Here is a 22,189-nt window from a genome sequence, read left to right on the forward strand (position 1 = left end):
CAGGCGTTTTTCTATGCCGCGCCCACGGTTTCTTTGGTAACTTAAGGACTTTTTTCCATGTTGGCAACATTCAAACCCGGCAATGGCATAACCTTGACTATTAGCAGTAATGCCGAGAAAATCTCTTTGGTTTGCGAAGCCTTGCACGCGCTATGCCTGTATGCCAGCGGTAGCCCGGCTTGTGCGCTTGAAGTCCAACATGCCGCCGTTGAAGCTTTAAACAACGTTATCATCCATGCCTACCACAACCAGCCAAATCATGAAATTATCGTGCGCTGGAGTCAGGAGGAACGGCTATTGCGCATTGAAATTATCGATACCGGCACCTCCATGACGTTTTTGCCCGAACCGCTATTGCCCGACTTTGCCAAGGAAGGCAGTCGGGGCTGGTGGATTATCAATGCCTGTGTCGATGATTATTACTACCAAACCATCGGGCAAAACGAACAAGCCCCGCTTTTACGTCCGGGTGAAAAATACCCCGCTATTGCCGCACTGACGGCCCAACCGCATCAAAATATTTTGACTTTTATGAAGCGTTTTTAAGCGTTAAAAAAATGGCAGTTTACCCTTAGCCAGCAATGTCGCAAATAATTAAAAAATTGGCGATTGGTTTTTTGCGGTCACTCGCCACCTCCCTAATTTATATAGCACAGGTTTTCATGGAAGCGATTGAATATGTGATGAAATTGGAATCGGTCTCTTTGTTATATGAAAAAAATATTGGTATAAAAAACCTGACTATCAAGCTTCCTAGGGGTTGTGTGTATGGCTTTCTTGGACGCAATGGCGCGGGCAAATCGACCACTTTACAAATCCTCAGCGGGGTTATACAGCCGCATAAAGGCCAAATTTCCTTCCACAATGAGCAATCACCTTTCGTTAAAACGTCTTGGAAAAAACGCATTGGTTATGTAGCCCAAGACCCGGTTTTTCCGCACAACGTTAATGGTGTGCAAACGGCATGGTTTTTGTCCCAACTATACCCTAAATGGAGTAATAGCCGATTTATTGAAATGGTCTCAGCCTTTCAACTGCCGCTGACGCGAAAAACAGAAACTTATTCGTTTGGTATGAGAACGATGTTATCAATGGCTTTGGCTTATGCTTGCGACCCCGAAGTCTATATTTTGGACGAACCGACCGCTGGTCTTGACCCTGTTTCACGAAGGATTGTGCTGGATCTGCTTAAACAAGAAACGGCATTGGGCAAATCGGTTATTTTTTCGACACATATCGTTGATGACTTGTTCGATAATTGCCATTATCTAGGCATTATTGATTACGGGCAGATGCTTGATGAGGGGGCTATAGTGAAATTTGGCGAGAGTAAAAATAGCCTGGAGGAGGCGTATTTTCAATTGATTAAACACAATAAACCATCAGGACATGTTGCTATTAACAGTCGTTAAGTATCTATGGGCCAGCAACCGTTCTTCCATAATCGGGTATTGCCTGGTATCAATTGCCTTGACGGCAATTATTTTTTACCGTGGGCATGAGAGCTCGGAAGATTTCAATGCAATTGCGCTGGTTAGTTTTTTAAACATTACTTTTTTCATTTGCGGTACTTTCCTGTGCCGACAAGTTATCTACAAAAATTTCCAAAATGGCGGGCGGTACTTTTTTGCGCCGTTACCTATCGCGCCTTTGAGGATGCGCCTTTACGAACAGGCTTCCTTTTTTCTTATCGCCTTACTGCCCTATATTTTGGTGTTGCCGACGCTCTTATTTGCCGTCTATTACGCCGGACTCTGGAGTTCTGCCCAAACCGTAAATTTCTTGGGGTTTCAGGTATTTTTCTGGATAGTGTTTGCTAATTTCGCGCTTTGCTTGGCGATGACAGGCCGCCTTTGCTGGTATCTGTATTCGGGCGCCATTATTGGCTGTAATCTTTACACGCATTACAACGGGAACCACGCTTTACTGTTTTTAAATTTCTTTGACGTTGACAAAATACTCTACAAATCCGAAGCCATAAATAGCGGGCTGATAGTCAATTATGGAGGGCTTTGCGTAATCTTGTATGCAATCGCTCTTGCATTGAGTTATTCGGCCAATAAAAACGGCTTTGCATGGCTCCATGCTAAAGAAACAAGCCTATCCGGCGGGCTTTTTGGGCTATTTTTGGTGTTTGCGCTTATCGGCAATTTTTATTTTACTAATAAGCTAGACGCGTCTGAGGCTGAATTCAACGGGCTGCATTTAAGCAAGCTTGGCGGTGCGGACAAGGCAAAAGGTTCTGCCAACAGCCGCCAACAGCCCGATTCATTTTGGAGTTCATCAATCCCTTTAAAAGATGCCGAAATAGCGGTTTACCAGCAGGCAATCAGCCAACTTCATGGCGATGTCTTGATGTTTGCCGACACCTATCAATTGCGCCTGCCAGCCATCCATTACCAAAACAAACCGGGGCAATATTCTGTAAAGCCCCTAAAAATTCATGCCGATGGGGATAATGCGCTTGAAATCGAATTTGATTTTAAGCAATTACAGGTGCATTTTGCCGATACTGAACGTGACATTCTTGTCGAAAACTTGATTAATCTCTCGCGGGGTTGGCTTCTGAAAGAAAACCAATTCATTTTTTTGCGCGGCTTAGCCGCACATTGGAGTCAACGGCATTTAGACAAAGCTTTGAGCCACAAAAGGCTGGTGGCATTAACCAAAAGCCCGGCATTCAATAAACACTATGCCGCTCGGGCATGGCTTAGCCTTTATCAAGATAGTGGGTCTTGCTTGTTTGATACACTGGCGGCAAACACGGTTGACGGTATCAGCGCAACGCTCCCAAAAGACGAGTGGATAACTCATATCCAGACCGGACTTAATCTGGATAATTCTTGGGTGCCGTTCCATCTGTTCCGTTCGCTGTTCAAATGGTCTTCTAACGTTGAGATGGGCATCTCAGTGTGGGTTTTGCCTGAGCTTGCCAACAGACCCTACCAGGCTACAGGGACTGCAAGCCAGTCAGAACCAGTGAGTTATGAATTAGCCTCAACAGAAATTTTTCCTAAAGTCTTCCAACCGACTTATAGCATCCATTACCCAGGCTCTGGGTATAGCGACGTACAAGTCCATATTTATGAACATCAAACCCCCGGACGTTTAGTTGATCTTTTGACGATGGAGTCGGAGATTCTTGCCCCCAATAAGACGGCGTATACCGCACAGTCACTTATGCTTGAGAAAGACAGATTTTCGACCACGTTATCTTGGTATGACAAAGACTTAGATTGTCGGGTCAATTTGCCTTGGCGCTATGTCGAATTATGAAAGCCATTATTCAGTCGCTGCTATTAGAAACTAAAATAGGCTTAATACGGAATCTGCTGTTTGTCGTCATTAGTGCCTTATTGGTTTTTTTTGAGGCATTTACGGATTTCCCATTTAGCCCTCATGCCCAAGCCCAAGAGTATACTTCCAAGGATGAGCAATTACTGGATATTTTGATTTACTGGATTCTTTTGCTCGCTATTTTTCGGCAATGCGTACTGAGGGATCTGGATAGCCGCATCTATTTCGCCCAACATCCCCTGAATTATAAAAGCCATTTTATTGGCAAATGTATTTTTCTTTGCTTGATATTCGTCCTGGTTGATCTGCTTGTTTTTGCGGTGCGCGGGTTTTGCGGGTTTTACTATAGTTATTCGCTAGGAGCGTTTACGTTAAATCCTTATACAGATAGATTAGTGGCCGATATAGCCGGCAGCTTGTTTTCTGGCGGATTTATTTTGTTAATAAGCTTGTTTAGGCCGCTGCATTTTGCACTGCTGATTGTCATTGTGACAGGTGCTTTTCTTCTGGTTGATGCCCAGCCCAACTCAGCAAGTTATGTCCCTTTGTTTGCAGAAAGTTTCCGGCCCAGTTTATTTTGGGCGCCCGTGCCTTGGTTGTTGGGTATGTACCTTTACGAATGGAAAATGACCCGAACGCCTGTTGCAATAGTAGGGTTTGTTCTGCAACGTTATCCTCGGTTACAGAAACTACATCTCACTAAAATTGTGCCCGTGTTGATTACGTCAGGGTGTTTAGGGTTTGCCATCTACTTAAATTGGCCGGAGCAGAAATTGTCACCCATCCAGAAAGTCAGGCAGGAATTGCTCGGTGCTATACGCCAACTCAGGCATCAAGACAGTACCGAAACTAACTATTTTTCTTTCAAGTTTCAACAAGAGCATCAATGGATAGCAGACGAATTGACCCCATTTGCAGACCAGGAATGGCAGCATCTGCATAAGGAATTTGGTATTCCTTTCAAGGAAAAGCCACGCGTAGAAGTGTTCATAAAACCCTCTGACGAACATACTCTGGGCTCAACACGGGGAACTTTCATTATCATTAATTCGGCAACTACCCATTCTGCTGATGACCAAGGCGAAAACCTAAAAAAGACGTTTCGGCACGAACTGACACATGTCATAATTAATCGCTTATCTGATTTTCAATTTATAGAAAATGCCGATATTCTTGGCGGCTTTTTCCATGAAGGTTTGGCCGAGTTAGCCGAACACAACTGGAATACCGACGACCCCGTCTTGTTAGGCGAAGCTGCCCTACACTATAAAGCCTATGATGAAGGCTTAATGAGCCTCTTACCCAAACTGGGCCAGTTCAGCGACTATGATTATGATGTCAATTACAGTTTGGGTTATGTTTTTTGGGGCGAGTTCGTCAAAATATATGGCCGTGGCAAAGTCAAAGATTTTCTTTATGCAATAGGAGACATAGATGCGCAAGATGGTGAATATAAAGGCATCCAATTTTTGTTTCATCAGGCCAATTTAGCTAAAATCGACTTGTACAAAGTTTTTCAGGCCAGCGAGTTGACAATGGCGAACGTTTTGAAAGGCTTAGATCCTCAGCTTTTAGCCCAAGTACAGGCGCTAAAACATTTTAAGGCAGCCCGGTTTGAAACCGATAAAATACTGATCCCTTATCTGTTTGAATCCCCTGCCCACGCGCTATGCAAATTTAGGCAAAATGATTCCCTACATACGCAAACCGAACGCATTGTAAAATGGAGTTACCAGGGAAATACCGGGGGCTTATGCAATCTACCCAAACATAACGGGGATGAGCTGCAATTGCTCATTTATTTTGATAGTGGCATCGTTTTCCGTTCACGATGGATAGAAACGCCAAAAATATAGTGTGGGGCTAAAGCCGAGGCCATAAAACGGGGTTTAAGGTGAACCTAAACATCAGCCCTGCCGCTGCATCACCACCTCTTCCTTAGCCGCCCACAGTCCTATGTCGCCGCCATTTAACGCTGTCGCCATCAGGTCAGGGAATTTGTCCGGCGTACAGGCAAAAGTGGGTACACCTAAGTTGGCGAAGGCTTGTGCCAGATGTGGGTCGTAACTGGGCGCACCGTCGTCATTGAGGGCTAACAGGGTAATGACTTGGACACCGTTGTTTTTCAGCTCGGCGATACGGGCGACTAAGGCTTTGGCATCGCCGCCTTCGTATAAGTCAGTGATGAGGATAAGCGAGGTGGCGCGGGGATTGCCGATGCGTTGCTGGCAGTAAGTGACGGCGCGGTTAATGTCGGTGCCGCCGCCGAGTTGGACACCGAACAGCACTTCTACAGGGTCGGCAAGTTGTTCGGTCAAGTCGACGACGGCGGTGTCGAAGACCACTAATTGGGTTTTTAAGGCCGGAATGGAGGCCATGACGGCGGCGAAGATGCTGGCGTAAATGACGCTGGTCGCCATAGAGCCGGATTGGTCTACGCACAGCAGCACTTCTTTCAGGTTTTGGGGCTTTTTGCGCCCGTAACCTATCAGCCGTTCGGGGATGATGCTTTTATAGTCGGGCTGGTAATGTTTCAGGTTGGCGCGTATCGTCCGCCCCCAATCAATATCGCCGGGTAAGGGGCGGTTACGCCGCGCCGCCCGGTTAAGGCTACCGCGCAAAGCCTGTTCGGTTTTACTGCGCAAGCGTTGCAACAGTTCGTCCACCAATTTTTTGACCAATTGCCGGGCGGTGTCTCTGGATTGTGCCGGCACTAAATGCTTGAGGCTGATAAGGGTGGCGACTAAGTGGATATCCGCTTCGACCCCCGCCAACATTTCCGGTTGCAGCAACATGGCCCGCATGTTCAGACGCTCAAACGCATCCTTTTGTAAGACCCGTACGACATTGGCGGGGAAACGCTTACGGATGTCGCCCAACCAACGCGACACTTTTGGGGCGGAAGCGCCCAAGCCTGCCGAACGCGGTTCGGAGCCGTCCTGGTATAGTGCGTTCAGCAAGTTATCTAGCTGAATGTCATCCTTTCCTAAGCCGGTTTGGCTATCACCGCCCAGCAATAACCGCCAGCGTTTTTGTCTTTCGTCCAGTTCAGCCATGATTGTGCGTAACCCCCAAAATGCAGTCCAGCAACGGCAACACTAAAGCCGCCTGGGTGTGGTCAAAATCCGGCTCAGCAAGGCTTAGGCCAGTGGCAGGCGCGTCATACAACACCTTATCCAGCAAAGACCGCCGTTCGCCGAAAGCAAACGTAGCAAACGTGCGACGTAATAATGGCGTAATGGCTTCAAAACGCTCCCGCGTCAAACCGCAAATATAAGTGTCCAACACTTGCCGCAAACTGTCATCATGCAACAAGGCCAAACCGGCTCCGCTCAATAAGCCTTCCAGCCAGCCAGCGGCTTGCGTCGGTTCTTCCGCACGGGATAACGCTAAGGATAGAGCCTCGGCGACCGCCTCAGCATTAATGACGTGGGCATTTTCCAGCAAACGGTAGCATTTGCCGCACAACACCCCTTGGATGCCGTCCGTCGCCGCTAAGCGCACTAGCACTTGCTGCCAAGCCGTGTTCAGTTCCGCCTCGTCCAACAGTTGCAGGGCACTATTGACGGTCGCCAAAGCGTCGGCCATAGTCCGCGCGGTGTCTTCGTCGAGTTGGCGGCATTGGTTGATCAGGCCGATATTGATGCGCACCGTCAGGCTGACTACCAATTGTTTGAGGGCGGCGGTATCGGTGGCTCTGACATCACCATAACGGACGATCCGCACCAAGCCCGGCAGGGCTAACATCAGTTCGTCAATTTGGTTGGTTGTGGCGGCGCGGGCTTGTAACACACCCATTGCCGAACTGACGGCGGCGGGCAAATCGGCTAGCAACAGTTGCTGCAAACCTTCCAATAACAACGCCAAGGAACCGGCTTGGCTTAGCTCGGCAAGCGCGAAGGTGGCGGCGGCACTGGCGATAGCCGTACCCCAGAGATTACGCTCAATCAGTGATAATTCAAATTCAGGCCGCCATTGGAGCTGCCACGTTTCTTTAAATGTCCCTTTGCTGCGGCTGTCTTTACTGACGCTTCCCCAAGCGATGCCCAGCAATTGCAAGCGGTACAGCAGCACCGAGCGGTTACGCCCGCTATCGGTACGCAAATCCAATTCCAAAAGCTTTTCCACCGCTTCTTTCTGTAAACGCAAGCTTTTCAATTGGTGTTGGAAGTCCTGTTGCAGAGGGGTTTGCGGCATATCATCCGGCACTTGCCCTAAGCGTTCGCTGACCCATAAGCGTTCATCCAAGAGCTTTAAGGCGGTAGGGTCGCCCAAGCCGAACAGGGTTTGCATGGCTTCCGTCATGTCGCTAGGATTGGGTGGGTGGCGGTCGCGTAACGTCGCCAAGGCTTCCGCCAAACGCACGGCATCAATGACGCTGGCGGGCGAAATGTCCAAGCCTTGTGTCCGCAGCAGGCGGGCGGCGCGGGTAATCCAGCCGCTACTGACCGCATAATGGCTAGCGCCAGTTTGGTTACGTTCCCAAAGATAATCATACCAACCGGGCGAAGCCACACCCGCCCCATAGCCGCTGTGCCTGCTGATGCGGCTATATGTCCACGGTATCCAAGTGGCGTTGATTTTAGTTTTGGGCAGGCCTTTTAATAAAGCGGTATCCTGCTTGGCGGTTATCGGTTGCACTAAGGCGGGTACATGCCAAGCCCCGCACACTACGGCGATCTTTTGGTAGCCGTCTTTACGCGCTTGGCGTATGCAGCGCCGCATCCAAGCTTCGCGGTATTGTTCGCGCAGACTTAAGGGGCGTTCGGCTTCAATGGCGGTACGCACGACGCTCATGGCTTCGGCAATGGCGGTAAAAATCTCCCCTTCCTGAGGGTTTTGCTCGACCATTTGTTCCCACCATTGCTCGCCGTCTTCAAATCCGGCCGCATGGGCGAGCAAATCCAAAGGGTCAAAATCCAGCGTTAAGCTGTCTATATCATCAAGGGGTGATTGCCCTTCTTCCGCTTCCGTTTCTTGGACGGATCCGTTACGCTTTAAAGCGAGGGCGTGGGTTTGCGGTAAGTCGAAAAATTCCAGCGGCGTTTGCGACGCTTGCGCATAACACAGCGTCTGCCATTCCGGTGAAAAGCGCGTATAAGGATAAAACACCGCCTCAGCGGGCTGGTCGGTAGCGTAGAACAGTTGCGCGACGGGCGGCTGTAATTGCGGATGGTTAATTTGCGCCAGCAAGGGGGCGGCTTCTGCCGGGCCTTCCAGCAAAATTTTATCCGCCGCAAAGCTGGCTAACGCCCGCAGGACACTGTTCGCCGAGCCGGGGCCGTGGTGGCGTATGCCCAGGTAAAAGACCTTGTCGACTAACATCGCTCAACTAAGTTCGCGGCAAGCACGGTAAAGGTCTTGCCATCCGGCACGCTCTTTAACGACGGTTTCCAAGTATTCGCGCCAAACGATAGGGTCTTGCACGGGATCTTTGATGACCGCCCCGATCAGGCTGGAGGCCAAGTCGGCGACATTCAACTCGCCGTCACCAAAATGCACCGATAGGCTAATGCCGCTGTTCATAACGGAAATGGCTTCGGCAGTGCTTAAGGTGCCTGACGGTATTTTCAATTTTTCTTTATTGTCTAAGGTCACGCCCATGCGTAATTCGCGGAAAATGGTCACGACCCGTTGGATTTCCCGCACCGCACTTTTTTCCAATGGCAGTTCCAAAGCCCGCCCCAATTCGCGTACCCGCTGTTCGACAATTTCCACTTCTTTGGCCAAGCTGGCGGGGGTCGGCAAGATTACCGTGTTAAAACGCCGTTGCAAGGCGCTGGACAGTTCGTTAACGCCTTTATCGCGGTTATTGGCGGTGGCGATGATGTTAAAGCCTTTCCGCGCTGAGACTTCGGTGTTGAGTTCGGGGATAGGCAAGTGCTTTTCCGACAGCACCGTGATTAACGTGTCTTGGACATCGGAGGGGATGCGGGTCAGTTCCTCAATGCGGGCGATTTTGCCGACTTGCATGGCGTGCATCATCGGACTGACCACCAGCGCTTCCATGCTCGGCCCTTTCGCCAGCAATTGCGCGTAATTCCAACCATAACGGATTGCCTCTTCGCTAATCCCCGCCGTGCCTTGGATGACTAAGGTGGAGTCGCCGCAAATTGCCGCCGCCAAATGTTCGGATACCCAAGATTTTGCCGTGCCCGGTACGCCGTAGAGCAATAAGGCGCGGTCAGTGGTTAACGTGGCGACGGCGATCTCCATCAGGCGTTGGTCGCCGATGTATTTTGCCGACACTTCATAACCGTTGCTTAAGGTGCCGCCCATCAGGTACTGTACCACGGCCCACGGCGATAATGCCCAATTGGTAGGCTTTTGGCGGGTATCGACGGCTTGCATGGCCGCCAATTCTTCGGCATATTGCTGTTCGGCGTGCCGTCTTAACACCTCATTCATGAGCAAACTCCTGATGTAGCGCCTGGCGCTGGGAAAAATGGGTTAATAAGTCAAAAAACTGCGGGTTGTCATCTTGTTGTAAGCGTCGGCTCAAATGGTCATAATTCGCCAGCGGCAATTTAAAGGCCAATTGCGCTAAGCTTTTACGTTCGTAACCGTAAAAGACGGGCGGGGTAGCCTTGGCGGCTGCCAGCAAAACGTCGATGACGGCTTCTGCGAAAGGTTCGGATAAAGTGTCTTGCTGGGCGGTAAAATTGTAGATAAACCCCAGCGCTTGGCCGGCATCCAGTTGCTGGAAATGGGCAATGGCTACGGGTTCGATGCACGCGGGCGGATATGATGGGGCAAAGTGCTGTAGCCAAAAACCCTGCTCCCTCGTATTCAGTAAAGGCATACGCAGCGGCACAAATTCCGCGCAGCTATGCAGGGCCGCGCCAAAATCAAAACCTGATAATAAAGCCGCCGAAAAATCCGAGCGCAGAGCGGCATCAACTAGCGTTGCCAAGCTTAAACCAAGTTGTTCGGCGAGTTTAAGAGGATTGCTTAAGCTTAGCCATTGATAAAGCCAGCCCGCCTTATTGCCGATTTTAGCAGAGCCAGTCAGGACAGGCAGGTATTCCAGTTTTTCTTGCAAACCGCGTTTTTTCCAAATTTCGGCGAGCGCATCGGGTAAATTGACCCGTAGTTGCTCGTGACCCAATAAAGGCTTATGTATTTCCAGCACGGCTAAAAGACTGTCCTGCACTAAACGGGTCAGCTCAGGGTCTTGCAATTGTGCGAGCAGGCGGGTGGTTCTCTCGCGCACCCCTTGGCTACGGTCTTCGGTGATAGTTTGCAAAAAGGGCAACATATCCGCCGTGGGTTGCCCGGCTAACACATCTAAAAAGGCTTGCCGGTCTTTAGCGTTGTTTACAGGCCATTGAGCGGCCAATTGGCTTAAGGCTTGGTGGCGGTCTGCCGTTAAGGCTTCGGCAAATAGGGCGAACCGCGCCGATCCGATGGCCTCCAGCCAAGTATCGGTGGTTTCCACTGCGGTGGCTAAATTGCCCGGCAATTTCTGCCAAGCGGGATTGAGTCCGCATAACCATAAGCCACGGTTACCGATCACAGTCCTTAGCTGGGCGGCGTTAGGACGTTGGCTTTCACTCCATGTTAAAAACGCCGCTAACAATTCAGGGGGTAACAGTTGTTGCCGCTGACTGAGTAGGCCGAGGGCTTCTTTCACCAAAGCATGGTTTTCTTCGTGCAAGTAACGGTGCAGGCATTGGCTGATATGGGCGCTGCAATAGGCCGCTGTTTCAGGGACGGCGGCGGATAAGGGTGCAGGGCTAGCCGCCGCCCAGATTTTACCTACCGCCTGATAAGATTCGACCAAGGCCAGCGCGTTAAGCAATTGCTGTTCGGTGCTTAAATCTTGCCAATGGTGCTGGCGGCTTTGTAAGTCCGGTGGTGCTAACACGGGCAGTTGGCTGTGGCGCTGAGTGCCGACAATGGCGTGTTTGACTAAGTCTTGCCAGATCTTCATGTTACTGCCCTAGCCGTTAAATTGGCGTAAGTCTGTCCGTACCAAACCCCTAAGGCCTGGAGGCGTTCACCATCCCATTCGCCAAAGACACTGACGGTTTGCCCACCGCTCATTGCCAATAACGGCCACGGCGCAGTGCCACGCGTATCGACTGGAATGGCGGGGCCGCCAGGCAGTTGCAAGTATAAAAAAGGTTCTTGGTATATCGGTATAGCGGGCGGTGTCAGCACCGGATAAGCGCCTAGCCACGGGTTGCGGATTTTTAATTGGCTGTAATCCTGCCAAAAAGTGCTATGTTGCGGGGCAGGGCCGATGCCCGCTTGTTGTGGGCTGTTTTGATAGTCGCCTAATACGGCGCGTAATGGGGTCGCTGACGGGTAGAAATGCGCATTGCCCCGCAAACGGTTGCCGGTCAGCCATAGCGTTTGTAAAGTTTGCCGCTGGCTGGCATGGGCGAAATGCAGTAATTTGGCGAACTGCCCGCTAGTGGTGCCTAATAACCACACTTCGCGGGTCACTAAGGCGTTTTCTTCGCTAAAACGGGTTGCTAACACCAGCCATTCGTCATTGACCGCCGGGGCTTGTAATACCTCGTCTTCACGCATTGCCAAGCCCAGCACTTGGTTAATGTCGGCACACAGTCCGGCGGGTAACTGGTGGCGTTGCGGATACGCCTTGACCAACAAATGCAGGCGGGCGATTTCTTGCGCGAACAGGTGCAGGTTGTCGCCTTTTTGCAGCAACACCGCGCTTAACTTTCTGATCCGCCCTGCGAGGCCGGGTATTTTGGCATCGACCATCCGCGCCGCCCATTCATCCCAATAGCGCAAAGGTTTGGCGGGCAATTCTGCGAAGCCGATACGGACAATATCCTCCAGCCATAGCCCCAATTCCGCCAGCCCTTGCGCCATTTCCCCATCCCGCTGTTGTTGGCGTTTGGCTTGGGCTTTGGGGTCTACAGGTTTGGCGGCGGCGGGTGCTTTTTTGGCTTCTGCCCGTTGCCCGCGGCTTGCCAACCATTCCGCCACCCAAGGCGGCTCCGCATCGGTCTGGGTAAAATGCTGCAATTCCTCGGCATATAATAAAAACAACGCCAAGCCGTGTTTACAAGGAAACTTACGGCTGGGGCAGGAACATTTAAAGGCATTGCCGCTTAAATCAATCCGCGCTTGGTAAGGGTTGGCGCCACTGCCTTTACACTCGCCCCACACCGCCCGGCCACTATAGCCCAACACACCCCAAACTTTGGGGTTACCCAAGCTTTTGGCGGCACTGATGGATGCGGTATCTGGAGCTAGCGCGAGGATTTGTTCCCTGTTCATACAGGTATGGCCTGTTATTGTTGTTGTATGGACGTACCTTAATTATATATCACAATTAATTTCTGTTAAGTAGGCGAATAAGAAATAATTTTAACCTCGGAGTATTCAATAAGCAGATAGGCAATTAAATGTTGGGAAATATGGTTTTTTTGGCTATAGAGAAACCACAGATCCCTACCCTTATTGCGCCGAAACAATCTGCCCTTTATCAAGAAAGGCCACGCTATCGGTCAAGTAATGGATTTCCGCTAAAGCGTGGCTGACGTAAAGCATGGGCAGGCGCAATTCGTCACGGGTTTTCAGCAAAAACGGCAGGATCTGTTGTTTGAGGCGCTCATCAAGGGCGGCCAGTGGCTCATCAAGCAGCAGCAGGCGGGGACTGGTAAGCAAGGCGCGGCCTAGGCCGACGCGTTGTTTTTCGCCGCCGGAGAGTTTTTGCACGGACTGCCCTAACAAATGGCCGATTTCCAACAGCCCCACTACCATATCGAGATGAATTTGCCGTTGGTCGGGTTTAAGCAAGTGGTAGCCGTATAATAGGTTATGGCGTACCGATAGGTGCGGGAACAGCCGCGCATCTTGAAACACCAGGCCGATCCGGCGCCGGTGTGCGGGTAAGTTTATGCCTTGGCGGGAATCGAATAAGGGCGTACCGTCGACAATGATATGCCCTTGTTGGGGGGTAAGCAGTCCGGCAATCAGGTTCAAGACACTGGATTTGCCTGCGCCGGAGGGGCCAAATAAGCCGGTGACCAAGTGGCTGCTTTGAAATTGGGCGTGCAGTTGAAAGCTGCCGTGGTTCAGTTGTACATCAATATCTAACATAATTAACGCCCTGCATTACGGTATAGCTTACGGTTGAGCAGGTCACTGATGACTAAGGCAAGCAAGGCCAACAGCACCGACAAAATCACCAACCGCGCCGCCGGGCCGTCGCCGCCCGGCACTTGGGTGGCGGTGTAAATGGCTAAAGGCAAGGTGCGGGTTTCGCCTTCGATATTGCCGACAAAGGTGATGGTCGCGCCGAATTCACCCAGGCTGCGGCTAAAGCCCAACACCGCCCCGACCAGAATGCCGGGGGCCGCCAATGGCAGGGTGATGGTAAAAAACACCCGCAACGGGGATGCCCCCAAGGTGCGGGCGGCATTTTCCAGCCCCCGGTCTATCGCGGTGATTGACAAACGCACCGAGCGGACGATTAACGGCAAGGCCATGACCATTGAGGCCAATACCGCGCCTTTCCAATTAAACGCCAGACTGATGCCAAAGCTTTGGTACAGCCATTTGCCGATAAAGCCATTATGCCCGAAACACAGCAACAATAAATAGCCTGGGACAATCGGCGGTAATACTAAAGGCAGATGCACTAAGCCATCCACCAAGGCTTTGCCGAAAAATTCGTAACGGGCCAACCACCAACCGATGATAATCGCCAAGGGGCAGCTTAACAAGGTGCTCCACCCGGCGATTTTTAACGATAACAACAAAGCCGCTATTTCTTGTTCACTCAGTTCCAGCATACGTTACCAGGGTTAGGGTTGCAGACGGGTAAAGCCATAATGGGCAAACACCTTGCCCGCTTCGGCTTGGCTTAAATAATCGAGAAAAGCCCGGGCTTCTTGGGATTGGCTAATCAAGGCCATTGGGTAAACTATCGGCGCGTGGCTGCTCTCAGGAAAAGTGCTGACCACTTCGACCTTAGTGCTGATCAGGGCATCGGTGGCATAGACAATGCCAGCGGCACATTCGCCACGCTCGACAAACGCCAACGCGGCCCGGACATCTTCGGTACCGACGATACGGGTTTTAATGGTGTCCCACATCGCCAAATTTTGCAAGGCTTCTTTCGCATATTTGCCTGCGGGTACGGTGCTGGTTTCGCCAGTGCATAATTTGCCGTCAAACGCGTTAGCTAAGGCTTCGCCTTTCGCCAACTTAACAGCAAAGCCTTGGCCTTTTGGTGCGATCAGCACCAAGCTATTGCCCAAAATCTCCTTACGCGAGGTCGCGTCGATCTTACCTTGCTCATACAAGGTATCCATCCATTGCTTATCGGCGGAAATGAAAATGTCCGCCAGTAAGCCGTTTTCGATTTGTTTGGCCAGTACCGACGATGAGGCAAACGAGGTTTTTATCGTTACGCCCTGTTGTTTTTGGTAGTGTTTGATAATGTCGGTGAGCGCGTTGGTCAGGCTGGCGGCGGCCAGCACGGTTATTTCCGCTTGCGCGGCGGGCATAAAAACGCTGCAAATTAAAAAAATCAATAATAAACGTAAGGGTTTAAAAGTCATTGGCGGCTCCTTGGAAGCGAAGAAAATAGATGTATTGGCAAAACGCTATTACGGTTGCTATACTGCGCTTGCGGTGTTTTCTTGTCAAGCGGTGGTCATTAGCGAATTAATGATGATAGAATTTAGTTTTTATCATTTTTGGAGATATTCAGATGGTTAACAAATCGGCATTATGGTTGGCAATGACGACCATCGGTTTTGCTAATACCAGCCAAGCCATGAGTGTGGAACAACGGATGGCGGCGATGGAAAAGAAAATGGCGCAGATGGAGAGCCAATTAAAACACGCCGCAGCCGAAAACCGACAACTGAAAAGCTATCTGGCCGGACAAGCCCAATCTGTCCAAGCCGCCCCTGTCAAACAGCTGGAAGACAAGCTGTCCGTCATTAGCCAACGTCTTGAAACCGACAAAAAAGCCGCCGACGAACAAGCCAAAAAAGCCCCTAAAATTGACGTGTCCAATAAAGGCGTGGTCTTGAAGTCCGCCGATGACAATTACAAGCTGAACATTCGTGGTTATGCACAAGCAGACAGCAATTTTTATGCCGATGATGCGCCGTTGTCTTCGGGCGAATTTGATAAGTTTTTGATCCGTAGGGCGCGATTAACGTTTGACGGCACGTTGTTTAAAAATGTCGATTTTCGCATCGCGCCTGATTTTGGCGGCGGGCAAGTACGCCTGTTTGATGCCTTTGTCGATTTGCACTATTTTACTGCCGCCAGCTTGACGGCGGGAAAATTCCGCCAACCCGTCAGCTTGGAACGGATGCAAACGGCGACTAATCTGACCTTTATTGAACGCGCCTACCCTGCTCAGTTAGCACCTAACCGTGACATAGGTTTTATGCTGCACGGTGCAATTGCTTATCCTGGCTATAAAGCGCAATATACACTGCGGCCAGTTTTTAAGGAGTTTATCGGTTACGAGGTCGGGGTATTTAACGGTGTCCGCGATAACCAAGCGGTACAAAATGCGGATAGGGACACCGATAACAATAAAGAAGTCGCCGCGCGGTTGTTCTCGCACCCTTTTATGCACAGCGGTACCGCTTTGGCAGGTTTAGGTTTGGGCGTGGCGGGTACTTGGGGGCAACCACAACAAAATGCCTTAGTCTCCTTGGTCAGTGCCGGGCAGCAAGCCATCGTGACCTATAATAGCGCCGCCACTTCATCCGGCGAACAGTATCGGATTTACCCGCAAATGTATTGGTATTGGAAAACCGTTGGCATAATGGGGGAATATTTAGTATCATCACAAAACCTATATAATGCAGGGTTGAATAAACATGCCCTACAAAACAACGAGGCTTGGCATTTCAATGTGTCTTATATGCTGACCGGTGAAAATAATAGCTTTTTTGCCATTAAACCTAACAAACGCTTTGATCCGGCAGCGGGTTCTTGGGGGGCATGGCAACTTGCCGCACGGTGGTCTGAACTGAATATCGACAAGTCGACGTTCCAAAACATCGGCTCGGTGGCAAACCCTTATTCTTTCGCCAGCTTAAGCAATTCCATCAGAAACGCCCAATCGTGGGCATTAGGGGTCAACTGGTACTTAAACGACAACCTGAAGCTGATGACCGATTACGAAGAGACGGTGTTTGTCGGTGGTGCTGCCGGCAATACTGACCGGACGACCGAGCAGGCGGTATTCTCGCGGGTTCAGGTGGCATTTTAAAGCGGCGCTTAGCAAGGTTAGCGTCTGGGCCACTTATTTTGTCAGGCGCTAATCCGGCTTGGCTTATTATTAAGGAGACTTATTTTGTCTAATCTGCCTATTAAGGCCGAGCTTTGCGAAACGGCAGACAGCGCGGCAACACCCGCTGAGCCTGTCGCTTTGGTCAGCGGCCAAATCCATTTGTTAAGTAGCCTAGGAGAGCGGCTATTCGGCCTACTTTCTGCCATCGGGCAAACGGGTTCCATTAATCAAGCCGCGCGGGCTGTGGGCTTAACCTATAAAGGTGCGTGGGAAATGATAGAACGCGCCAATAACCTGTCGCCCAATATTTTGGTGACAACGGCTATCGGCGGCAAACAGGGCGGCGGAACCCAACTGACGCTGGCGGGTAAAGCGTTCTTGGCGGTCTTTCAGCAACTGCAAAGCGAACATGCTATTTTTTTGCAACAACTCAACCAGCGTTTAAACACCCATCAAGATATTGTTTTCTTACTCAAGAGGTTAATTATGAAAGCCAGTGCGCGTAACCAATTTTTTGGCAAAGTGACCGATGTTGCCGTCGGTGCCGTCAATGCCACCGTTACTCTCGATCTGAAAGGCGGCGACGTGATTGTCGCTTCTGTGACGAAAGAATCTGTGGAAAGCTTAGGCATTAAAAGCGGCCTTGATGCCATTGCCCTGATTAAAGTCTCGCAAGTTACGCTCGTGACCGATTTCGGTGGTTATCGCCTGTCGGCGCGTAACCAACTGAAAGGTACAGTGACCCGTATCCAAAAAGGCTCGGTCAATACTGAAGTCGTGATTGCCTTACAAGGCGGCAATGCCATCGCTGCGACCATTACCAACGAAAGCGTCGACACCTTAGGCCTGACCGAAGGCAGCGAAGCGACTGCGGTCTTTAAGGCAGGTGCGGTATTGTTAGGGGTGGCTTCTTAATTTGCCGATAAAGCACAAAGGAGGTGGAGGACACGGTTGCGTGTCCTCCGTGGTGAAGTGCTGTTTAGATAAGCTTTACGGTGCAGGCTGGTGGCTAATTAGCCTTGGTTTGTCGTCCTAAGGTTGCCAGCCCTGTACACTATCTGTCCGCACGATAGGCGTATTATTCGCCGCCGTTGTAAATGTATGGTCGGCATTTTGCTCCCATAGCGTATTGCCTTTGCTGTCACGTTTGACATATTTATACTTAAACGCGGTATTCGTCGGTAAGGAAATGCGCGTACTCCAAACTGGATAGCCTTTTGCCGATAGTTTGATGCCCGAAGCGGGTATCCAGTTGCTCAGTAAAGGGCTGTCGCCTACCAGATAAATATTTTCTCCCCACTGGGTTTGCGCAGTGGCATTAAAACTGACGGTCACTTGCGGTTTATCGCAGGCATAACGGTCACACACCACTTTAGGGGCATCGCCTTTCCCAGACTTAATCGCAGCGGTCAGGTTGATATACTCGCCCATCGCCCAACTTAAAGGCTGCATGGAACGGGTCGCCGTGCCGGGGACATAAGGGGCTGGCGTGATGGTTTCCCAGCCCGTAATGGTTGCGGTCTGATTCCAGATTTGTTCGGGGATAAAGCCCGCAGGTGATGAGAAGGCTTTCAGGGCACTCAGATACGCCGTGCCTTTACTGCCGTCGCCGCTTTTGGCGATTTCGTAAATACCCCGTTCCGCCGTAAAAATAGGCCATAAACGTCCGCGCCCCGTGCCATTGTAACTGCCGCCTTGGTTATTTTCGCCATAGCCGTCATTGTTATAACGGAAAAAAGCATCACCTTTGCCAGGGAACGTTTGCTTCAGAAGTTCATCATATTCGGGCAGGGTGTCCAAAATCGTCCAATCGTTCGGACTCATCGCCCCCATACGCACCAATTCTAAGAAGCCGCCGTCAATAATCGACTTTTCTTTATGGTTGCCGCCACCGTTACCGAAAGTCAGGCTATCTTCGTCGTCAGGGTTTTGGTTGCTGTCGATACGGACATAATATTGTTTATTGCCATAATAGCCTGTGGTGGTAAATGTCCAATTGGCGATATTGTTGCGCCATTCGTCAGCTTTTTGCAGATAATACGCCGCCGCACCCGGATCGCCCGCCGCCGTCGCCAAATCGGCGGCACAGACTAGTCCGGCAATTTCGGCGGCAATGGTCGAAGGTGAGTACCCGCCCATTTCTTCCCAGCGCTCTTGCCCAGTATGCGGGCCGGTTTTGGCGACAAATTCCGCCGCCAATTTTATTTTCGGCCAAAGATCGGTGCGGTTAAGTTTCCACGCCAAAATGATCGGCATCGCCGCTTCGTCCATTTGGGTGCCGTTCCAATAAGGTTTGCCGTCGACAAAACTGTTTTGCGGAAAACGGCCAGCTGTAGCCCCCGTGGTTTCCATTTGTACATTGAACAAAAATTCGACCGATTTATTGGCGGTGTCTTTATCGCCCGCTGTGATTAAGGCGCTGGCAAATTTGAACAAATCTCGCGCCCAGACTAAATGGTAGCCGCCTTGGTTGCTGTCGTTGCTGGTATCGCCCCACGGCGTACCGGGACCTGCCACCATTGCGCCGCTACTTTTGTCTTGGATGCTTTTTAAGGTCATTGCCGCCAGATAATACTGGTTATCCGCCGTACCGCCTTGGTTGTCAAGGCCTTGGGTATAGGTTTTCCATTGGTCAGCATAGGTTTTTTCGATTGCCGCCAGATCGTTTTTCAGGGCGGCGTTGGCGGTGTTCATCGCTTCGTTTTCGCTGGCGCCAAAGCCCAGCACCACATCAAAACTGACTGAACTGCCGGTTGCGGCGGAAAAATCCAGCCAGCCCATTTGCGCGACGTTACCGCCTAAAGCATTGGCATAATGCCAGTCCATGGTTCTGTCATGAACGCCTGCGAACAAATCGGTATAACCGTCGTTAGTGCCGACAAAGCCGTTAGATACCATTGGGTCGCTGCCCGTTACCCGCCAAGGTAAGGAGACCGCTAAGGCGGATACTGCCGAATTGGCTTTGCTTTCCGAAGCGACCAAGAAAGTGCGCCCCGATGTGCTTAAGGTTTTCGAGTTATCGGCGCCATCAGTGGTGCTTTGTTTGCCGCTACATTGTGCCTTACCCGCCCCGGAATTGTTAATGGCGGGGTTGTTCAGCAAATAGACGTTATAATCTTTCACACTTTTGCCCGCTTCCAAGGTTTGGAAAGTCACGCGCTGAATGACCACATTACTGTTCGGGTCGGTAAATATTTTTTTGCTGATTTTCCATTTGCCGTTATCGGCGGTAGTCGCCGCATTCCAAATCATCGCGCGTGGATCGGTTTGGCTGATTTCATGCTTGGCTTGTTTGCGCTCTTCATCGCCCCAGGTTTTGGCGGCATCGGTGACCAAAAACTGCATATCGACATTTTGCACGGTGTCGATGGTCGGATAGAACACTTCGGTTAGGATACCTTCCGCCCCCGTAAAATAAACCCGTGATGTAGCACCTAATGATGTGCCGAGAAAGTCTTTAGCGGCAGGTCCCCACGTTGAGGAATAGCCGGGCGGGCAAGGGGCATCTTCGGCATGAAGGGTCGCGGACAAAGGCATTAACAGTAACAGCGGCCAGCTTTTTTTGATCTGGCGGGTAAAGGGTTGCGGTAATGCCAAGCCGATTAATTGGGCAATGGCGGCGGCTAGGGTACGGTTTTTTTGTGGCATGGTATATTCCTCAGAAACTGAACAGTGGTGGTTTGGGGATAACATCACATCAGGATTCCAACCTGACCATTTTGGCATGTGAAGGCTTACCTGCGGCATTCAAATAAAACATCATGTAGTAACCGGGCGGATACAGATTGGCATTGCTGGGGGCATTGAATTTAATAAGGGCGCTACCTGCCTTATGCTCTTTAATCGCTATAGGCAAATCCACCAGACGTTGCCCGTAATCAAAAGAATGCGTGACCGAACCGAGCTTGACCAGCACCAGATCGCTTGCCGCCTCTGCTGCACTAACGGTGACTAGGCCAGTTTGACCATATTTGATAAACTCCGGCGCTTGGATGATTTCGGGGCGCGCACCCGGCTTAAACAAATAAGGTGGGCTGAAAATTTCCGCTTGCCAAATCTCTGCCGGCACGAAAGGTTGGGTATCGCCCTCGGCATAATAGCTTTGCGGATGCTGATAAAACTCGTCCAGATCAAAGGCCTTGGGTTGTCCCGCTTGGTCGGTCAGTTTGGCGAAGACGTTAAATTCTTTCGCATCGCGGATGGTGTCCACGCGGACGTTGCCGACACTGTCACGGGCAGCCCTGTTGGCATTGCCGCCGATGATTAATACCCGTGCGTCGGGCAATAGCAACGCACCGTTATGGTACAGCCTAGGCAAATGGGCGGCTTTCATGCGTTTTATATCGTAACCGCCGTTAGCTTGCGGGTTAGGCGACAGTAATAAAGGCTCATAGACGGGGCGGTATTCGGGATACACGCCGCCACTCACGACCAGGACTTCTTTATCCGGCAAAATGACCGCTTGCAGATTGGCCCTAGGCTCCGCAAGAAACGCGGGGGTTTGCGACCATTGGCCTGATGGGGTGTCGGTTTTGCCTGGCGCTTGCCAACGTTGTAAACTGGAGGCGACGCTAGCGCCCGGAATATCCGGCTTATTAGGCAGGCCAAAGCCAATATCATTGGTCCCCGTCAAACCGCCCAGCAACACCACGTCTTCGGAATTGGGCACTTGAAACGCAGTACCGTAAGCTTTTGAGGTTTCGGCTTTATCCGCACCGACCTCAAAACTGACCGACAGCTTACCGCCCGTGTCTTTCGCCACCGCCATCAGATACGATTTTTTGCTGCTATGCGGCGTCAAGACATTGGCGATGCCCGCCTCGTCGCCAGTAATCAGCAATTTGCCTGTGGCAGTAGGGAAAACGCGTGGATACAAGTCGATGCTGTCATAAACCGAACTGCCTTCCAGTTTGGTGTTAAACGGGCTATCGGCAATTTGTGCCAAGTCAAAATAATCTAACTTGTTCAGTAAGGGGTCGTAAATTTCTAAGCCCTGATTGATTTGATTGGGTTCATTTAATTTCAGGCCAGAAAAAATGGCGATTTTGCCGTCGGCCAGCGGCACTAAGCTCGGATACCAACGTCCTTCTTTAAGCTGCCCTTTATCCGACCAAGTATTGTCACGCCAATTATATAGGTTGAGCTGCCTGGAACCTGTAAAGCGTCCACCCGGATAATAGCGGCCAGTACCGCCGACAAACAGGACATTGCCGTCAGCTTGCTGTAAATGGCCCGCGCAAAACAAGTCATTGTTCTCTTGGTGCTGTACCGCTGGTGGCGACGGAATTTTGACAAATTCAGCGGTTTGGGGGTCAAATAGGACGGTATTGTTAACGGAATCATAGTCGCCTGAATCCACGCCTTCTTGGATTTTTTGGGTGTCGCCTTCGGTGACAATGGTATTACGGAAGCTGCTGCCGTTCGCTATCAGTACCTTACCGTTAGGTAACAACACCGAATGTACAGCTTGGGCTAGGGTTTGCTGGCTGGGCATAGGAACACTCTCCCATGCTCCCGCCGTTTGCGGATCTTCTTCAGCCGTGGCGGCATTAACGTTCGCGCTCATAATGACAGCGCTTAGCATTAACGATAAGGCCGTTTGATATATAGGTTGTTGGGTCAGTACGGGCATTAGGTCAACCT

At 50.8% G+C, this 22,189-nt stretch carries 16 protein-coding genes; 6 read left to right on the plus strand and 10 right to left on the minus strand.

Annotation, left to right across the window (positions count from 1 at the left end; all coding sequences use genetic code 11):
- Window positions 1–57: 57 nt before the first annotated feature.
- The 4 genes from CEK71_RS07925 to CEK71_RS07940 all read left to right on the plus strand — a co-directional run bounded on the left by CEK71_RS07925 (window position 58) and on the right by CEK71_RS07940 (window position 5,153).
- A complete protein-coding gene (locus CEK71_RS07925) occupies window positions 58–546 on the plus strand; it encodes an ATP-binding protein (protein ID WP_088618890.1) in 489 nt (162 codons plus the stop codon).
- Window positions 547–662: 116 nt separating this feature from the next.
- Entirely contained in the window at window positions 663–1,412 is a 750-nt protein-coding gene (locus CEK71_RS07930) for an ABC transporter ATP-binding protein (RefSeq protein ID WP_157679060.1), read from the plus strand.
- A gap of 421 nt (window positions 1,413–1,833) precedes the next feature.
- On the plus strand, window positions 1,834–3,276 hold the full coding sequence (locus CEK71_RS07935; RefSeq protein ID WP_198328497.1) for a hypothetical protein: 1,443 nt from the start codon (window positions 1,834–1,836) through the stop codon (window positions 3,274–3,276).
- The gene (locus tag CEK71_RS07940; RefSeq protein ID WP_088618893.1) at window positions 3,273–5,153 is read left to right on the plus strand and encodes a hypothetical protein; all 1,881 of its coding nucleotides are present in this window, start codon (window positions 3,273–3,275) and stop codon (window positions 5,151–5,153) included. The genes CEK71_RS07935 and CEK71_RS07940 overlap by 4 nt, the downstream gene beginning before the upstream one ends.
- 51 nt (window positions 5,154–5,204) lie before the next feature.
- On the opposite strand, the gene CEK71_RS07945 is transcribed toward CEK71_RS07940, so the two are convergent.
- The 8 genes from CEK71_RS07945 to modA form a co-directional block, all read right to left on the minus strand.
- Window positions 5,205–6,353, minus strand: a complete 1,149-nt coding sequence (locus CEK71_RS07945) for a VWA domain-containing protein (RefSeq protein WP_088618894.1) — start codon at window positions 6,351–6,353, stop codon at window positions 5,205–5,207.
- Window positions 6,346–8,622: a DUF5682 family protein gene (locus CEK71_RS07950; RefSeq protein WP_088618895.1), complete on the minus strand. Its 2,277-nt coding sequence runs from the start codon at window positions 8,620–8,622 to the stop codon at window positions 6,346–6,348. The genes CEK71_RS07945 and CEK71_RS07950 overlap by 8 nt, the downstream gene beginning before the upstream one ends.
- Before the next feature lie 3 nt (window positions 8,623–8,625).
- Entirely contained in the window at window positions 8,626–9,705 is a 1,080-nt protein-coding gene (locus tag CEK71_RS07955; RefSeq protein ID WP_088618896.1) for an ATP-binding protein, read from the minus strand.
- Window positions 9,698–11,230, minus strand: a complete 1,533-nt coding sequence (locus tag CEK71_RS07960; protein ID WP_088618897.1) for a DUF5691 domain-containing protein — start codon at window positions 11,228–11,230, stop codon at window positions 9,698–9,700. Before CEK71_RS07960 ends, CEK71_RS07955 begins: the two co-directional genes overlap by 8 nt.
- Window positions 11,227–12,552 (minus strand): SWIM zinc finger family protein, encoded by a 1,326-nt coding sequence (locus CEK71_RS07965; RefSeq protein WP_088618898.1) that lies wholly within the window; start codon window positions 12,550–12,552, stop codon window positions 11,227–11,229. Before CEK71_RS07965 ends, CEK71_RS07960 begins: the two co-directional genes overlap by 4 nt.
- 180 nt (window positions 12,553–12,732) lie before the next feature.
- Window positions 12,733–13,377: a molybdenum ABC transporter ATP-binding protein gene (gene modC, locus CEK71_RS07970; RefSeq protein WP_088618899.1), complete on the minus strand. Its 645-nt coding sequence runs from the start codon at window positions 13,375–13,377 to the stop codon at window positions 12,733–12,735.
- A 2-nt stretch (window positions 13,378–13,379) separates the two neighbouring features.
- Complete coding sequence (modB, locus tag CEK71_RS07975; RefSeq protein ID WP_088618900.1) at window positions 13,380–14,072, minus strand: molybdate ABC transporter permease subunit; 693 nt, start codon at window positions 14,070–14,072, stop codon at window positions 13,380–13,382.
- Window positions 14,073–14,084: 12 nt separating this feature from the next.
- Complete coding sequence (modA, locus tag CEK71_RS07980) at window positions 14,085–14,843, minus strand: molybdate ABC transporter substrate-binding protein (protein WP_088618901.1); 759 nt, start codon at window positions 14,841–14,843, stop codon at window positions 14,085–14,087.
- Between the two features lie 152 nt (window positions 14,844–14,995).
- Here modA and CEK71_RS07985 point away from each other — a divergent pair, with 152 nt between their 5' ends.
- Window positions 14,996–16,525 carry a porin gene (locus CEK71_RS07985; protein ID WP_088618902.1) on the plus strand — a complete coding sequence of 510 codons (1,530 nt, stop codon included), beginning with the start codon at window positions 14,996–14,998 and terminating at the stop codon, window positions 16,523–16,525.
- Between the two features lie 84 nt (window positions 16,526–16,609).
- On the plus strand, window positions 16,610–17,461 hold the full coding sequence (locus CEK71_RS07990; protein WP_232463783.1) for a TOBE domain-containing protein: 852 nt from the start codon (window positions 16,610–16,612) through the stop codon (window positions 17,459–17,461).
- A 117-nt stretch (window positions 17,462–17,578) separates the two neighbouring features.
- Here CEK71_RS07990 and CEK71_RS07995 read toward each other — a convergent pair whose 3' ends face one another.
- Window positions 17,579–20,194 (minus strand): glycoside hydrolase family 15 protein, encoded by a 2,616-nt coding sequence (locus CEK71_RS07995; protein WP_198328498.1) that lies wholly within the window; start codon window positions 20,192–20,194, stop codon window positions 17,579–17,581.
- A 49-nt stretch (window positions 20,195–20,243) separates the two neighbouring features.
- Window positions 20,244–22,112, minus strand: a complete 1,869-nt coding sequence (locus tag CEK71_RS08000; protein ID WP_198328499.1) for a galactose oxidase early set domain-containing protein — start codon at window positions 22,110–22,112, stop codon at window positions 20,244–20,246.
- Window positions 22,113–22,189 lie beyond the last annotated feature (77 nt).

It is taken from the genome of Methylovulum psychrotolerans, assembly GCF_002209385.1.
In the GTDB taxonomy this organism is placed as follows: domain Bacteria; phylum Pseudomonadota; class Gammaproteobacteria; order Methylococcales; family Methylomonadaceae; genus Methylovulum; species Methylovulum psychrotolerans.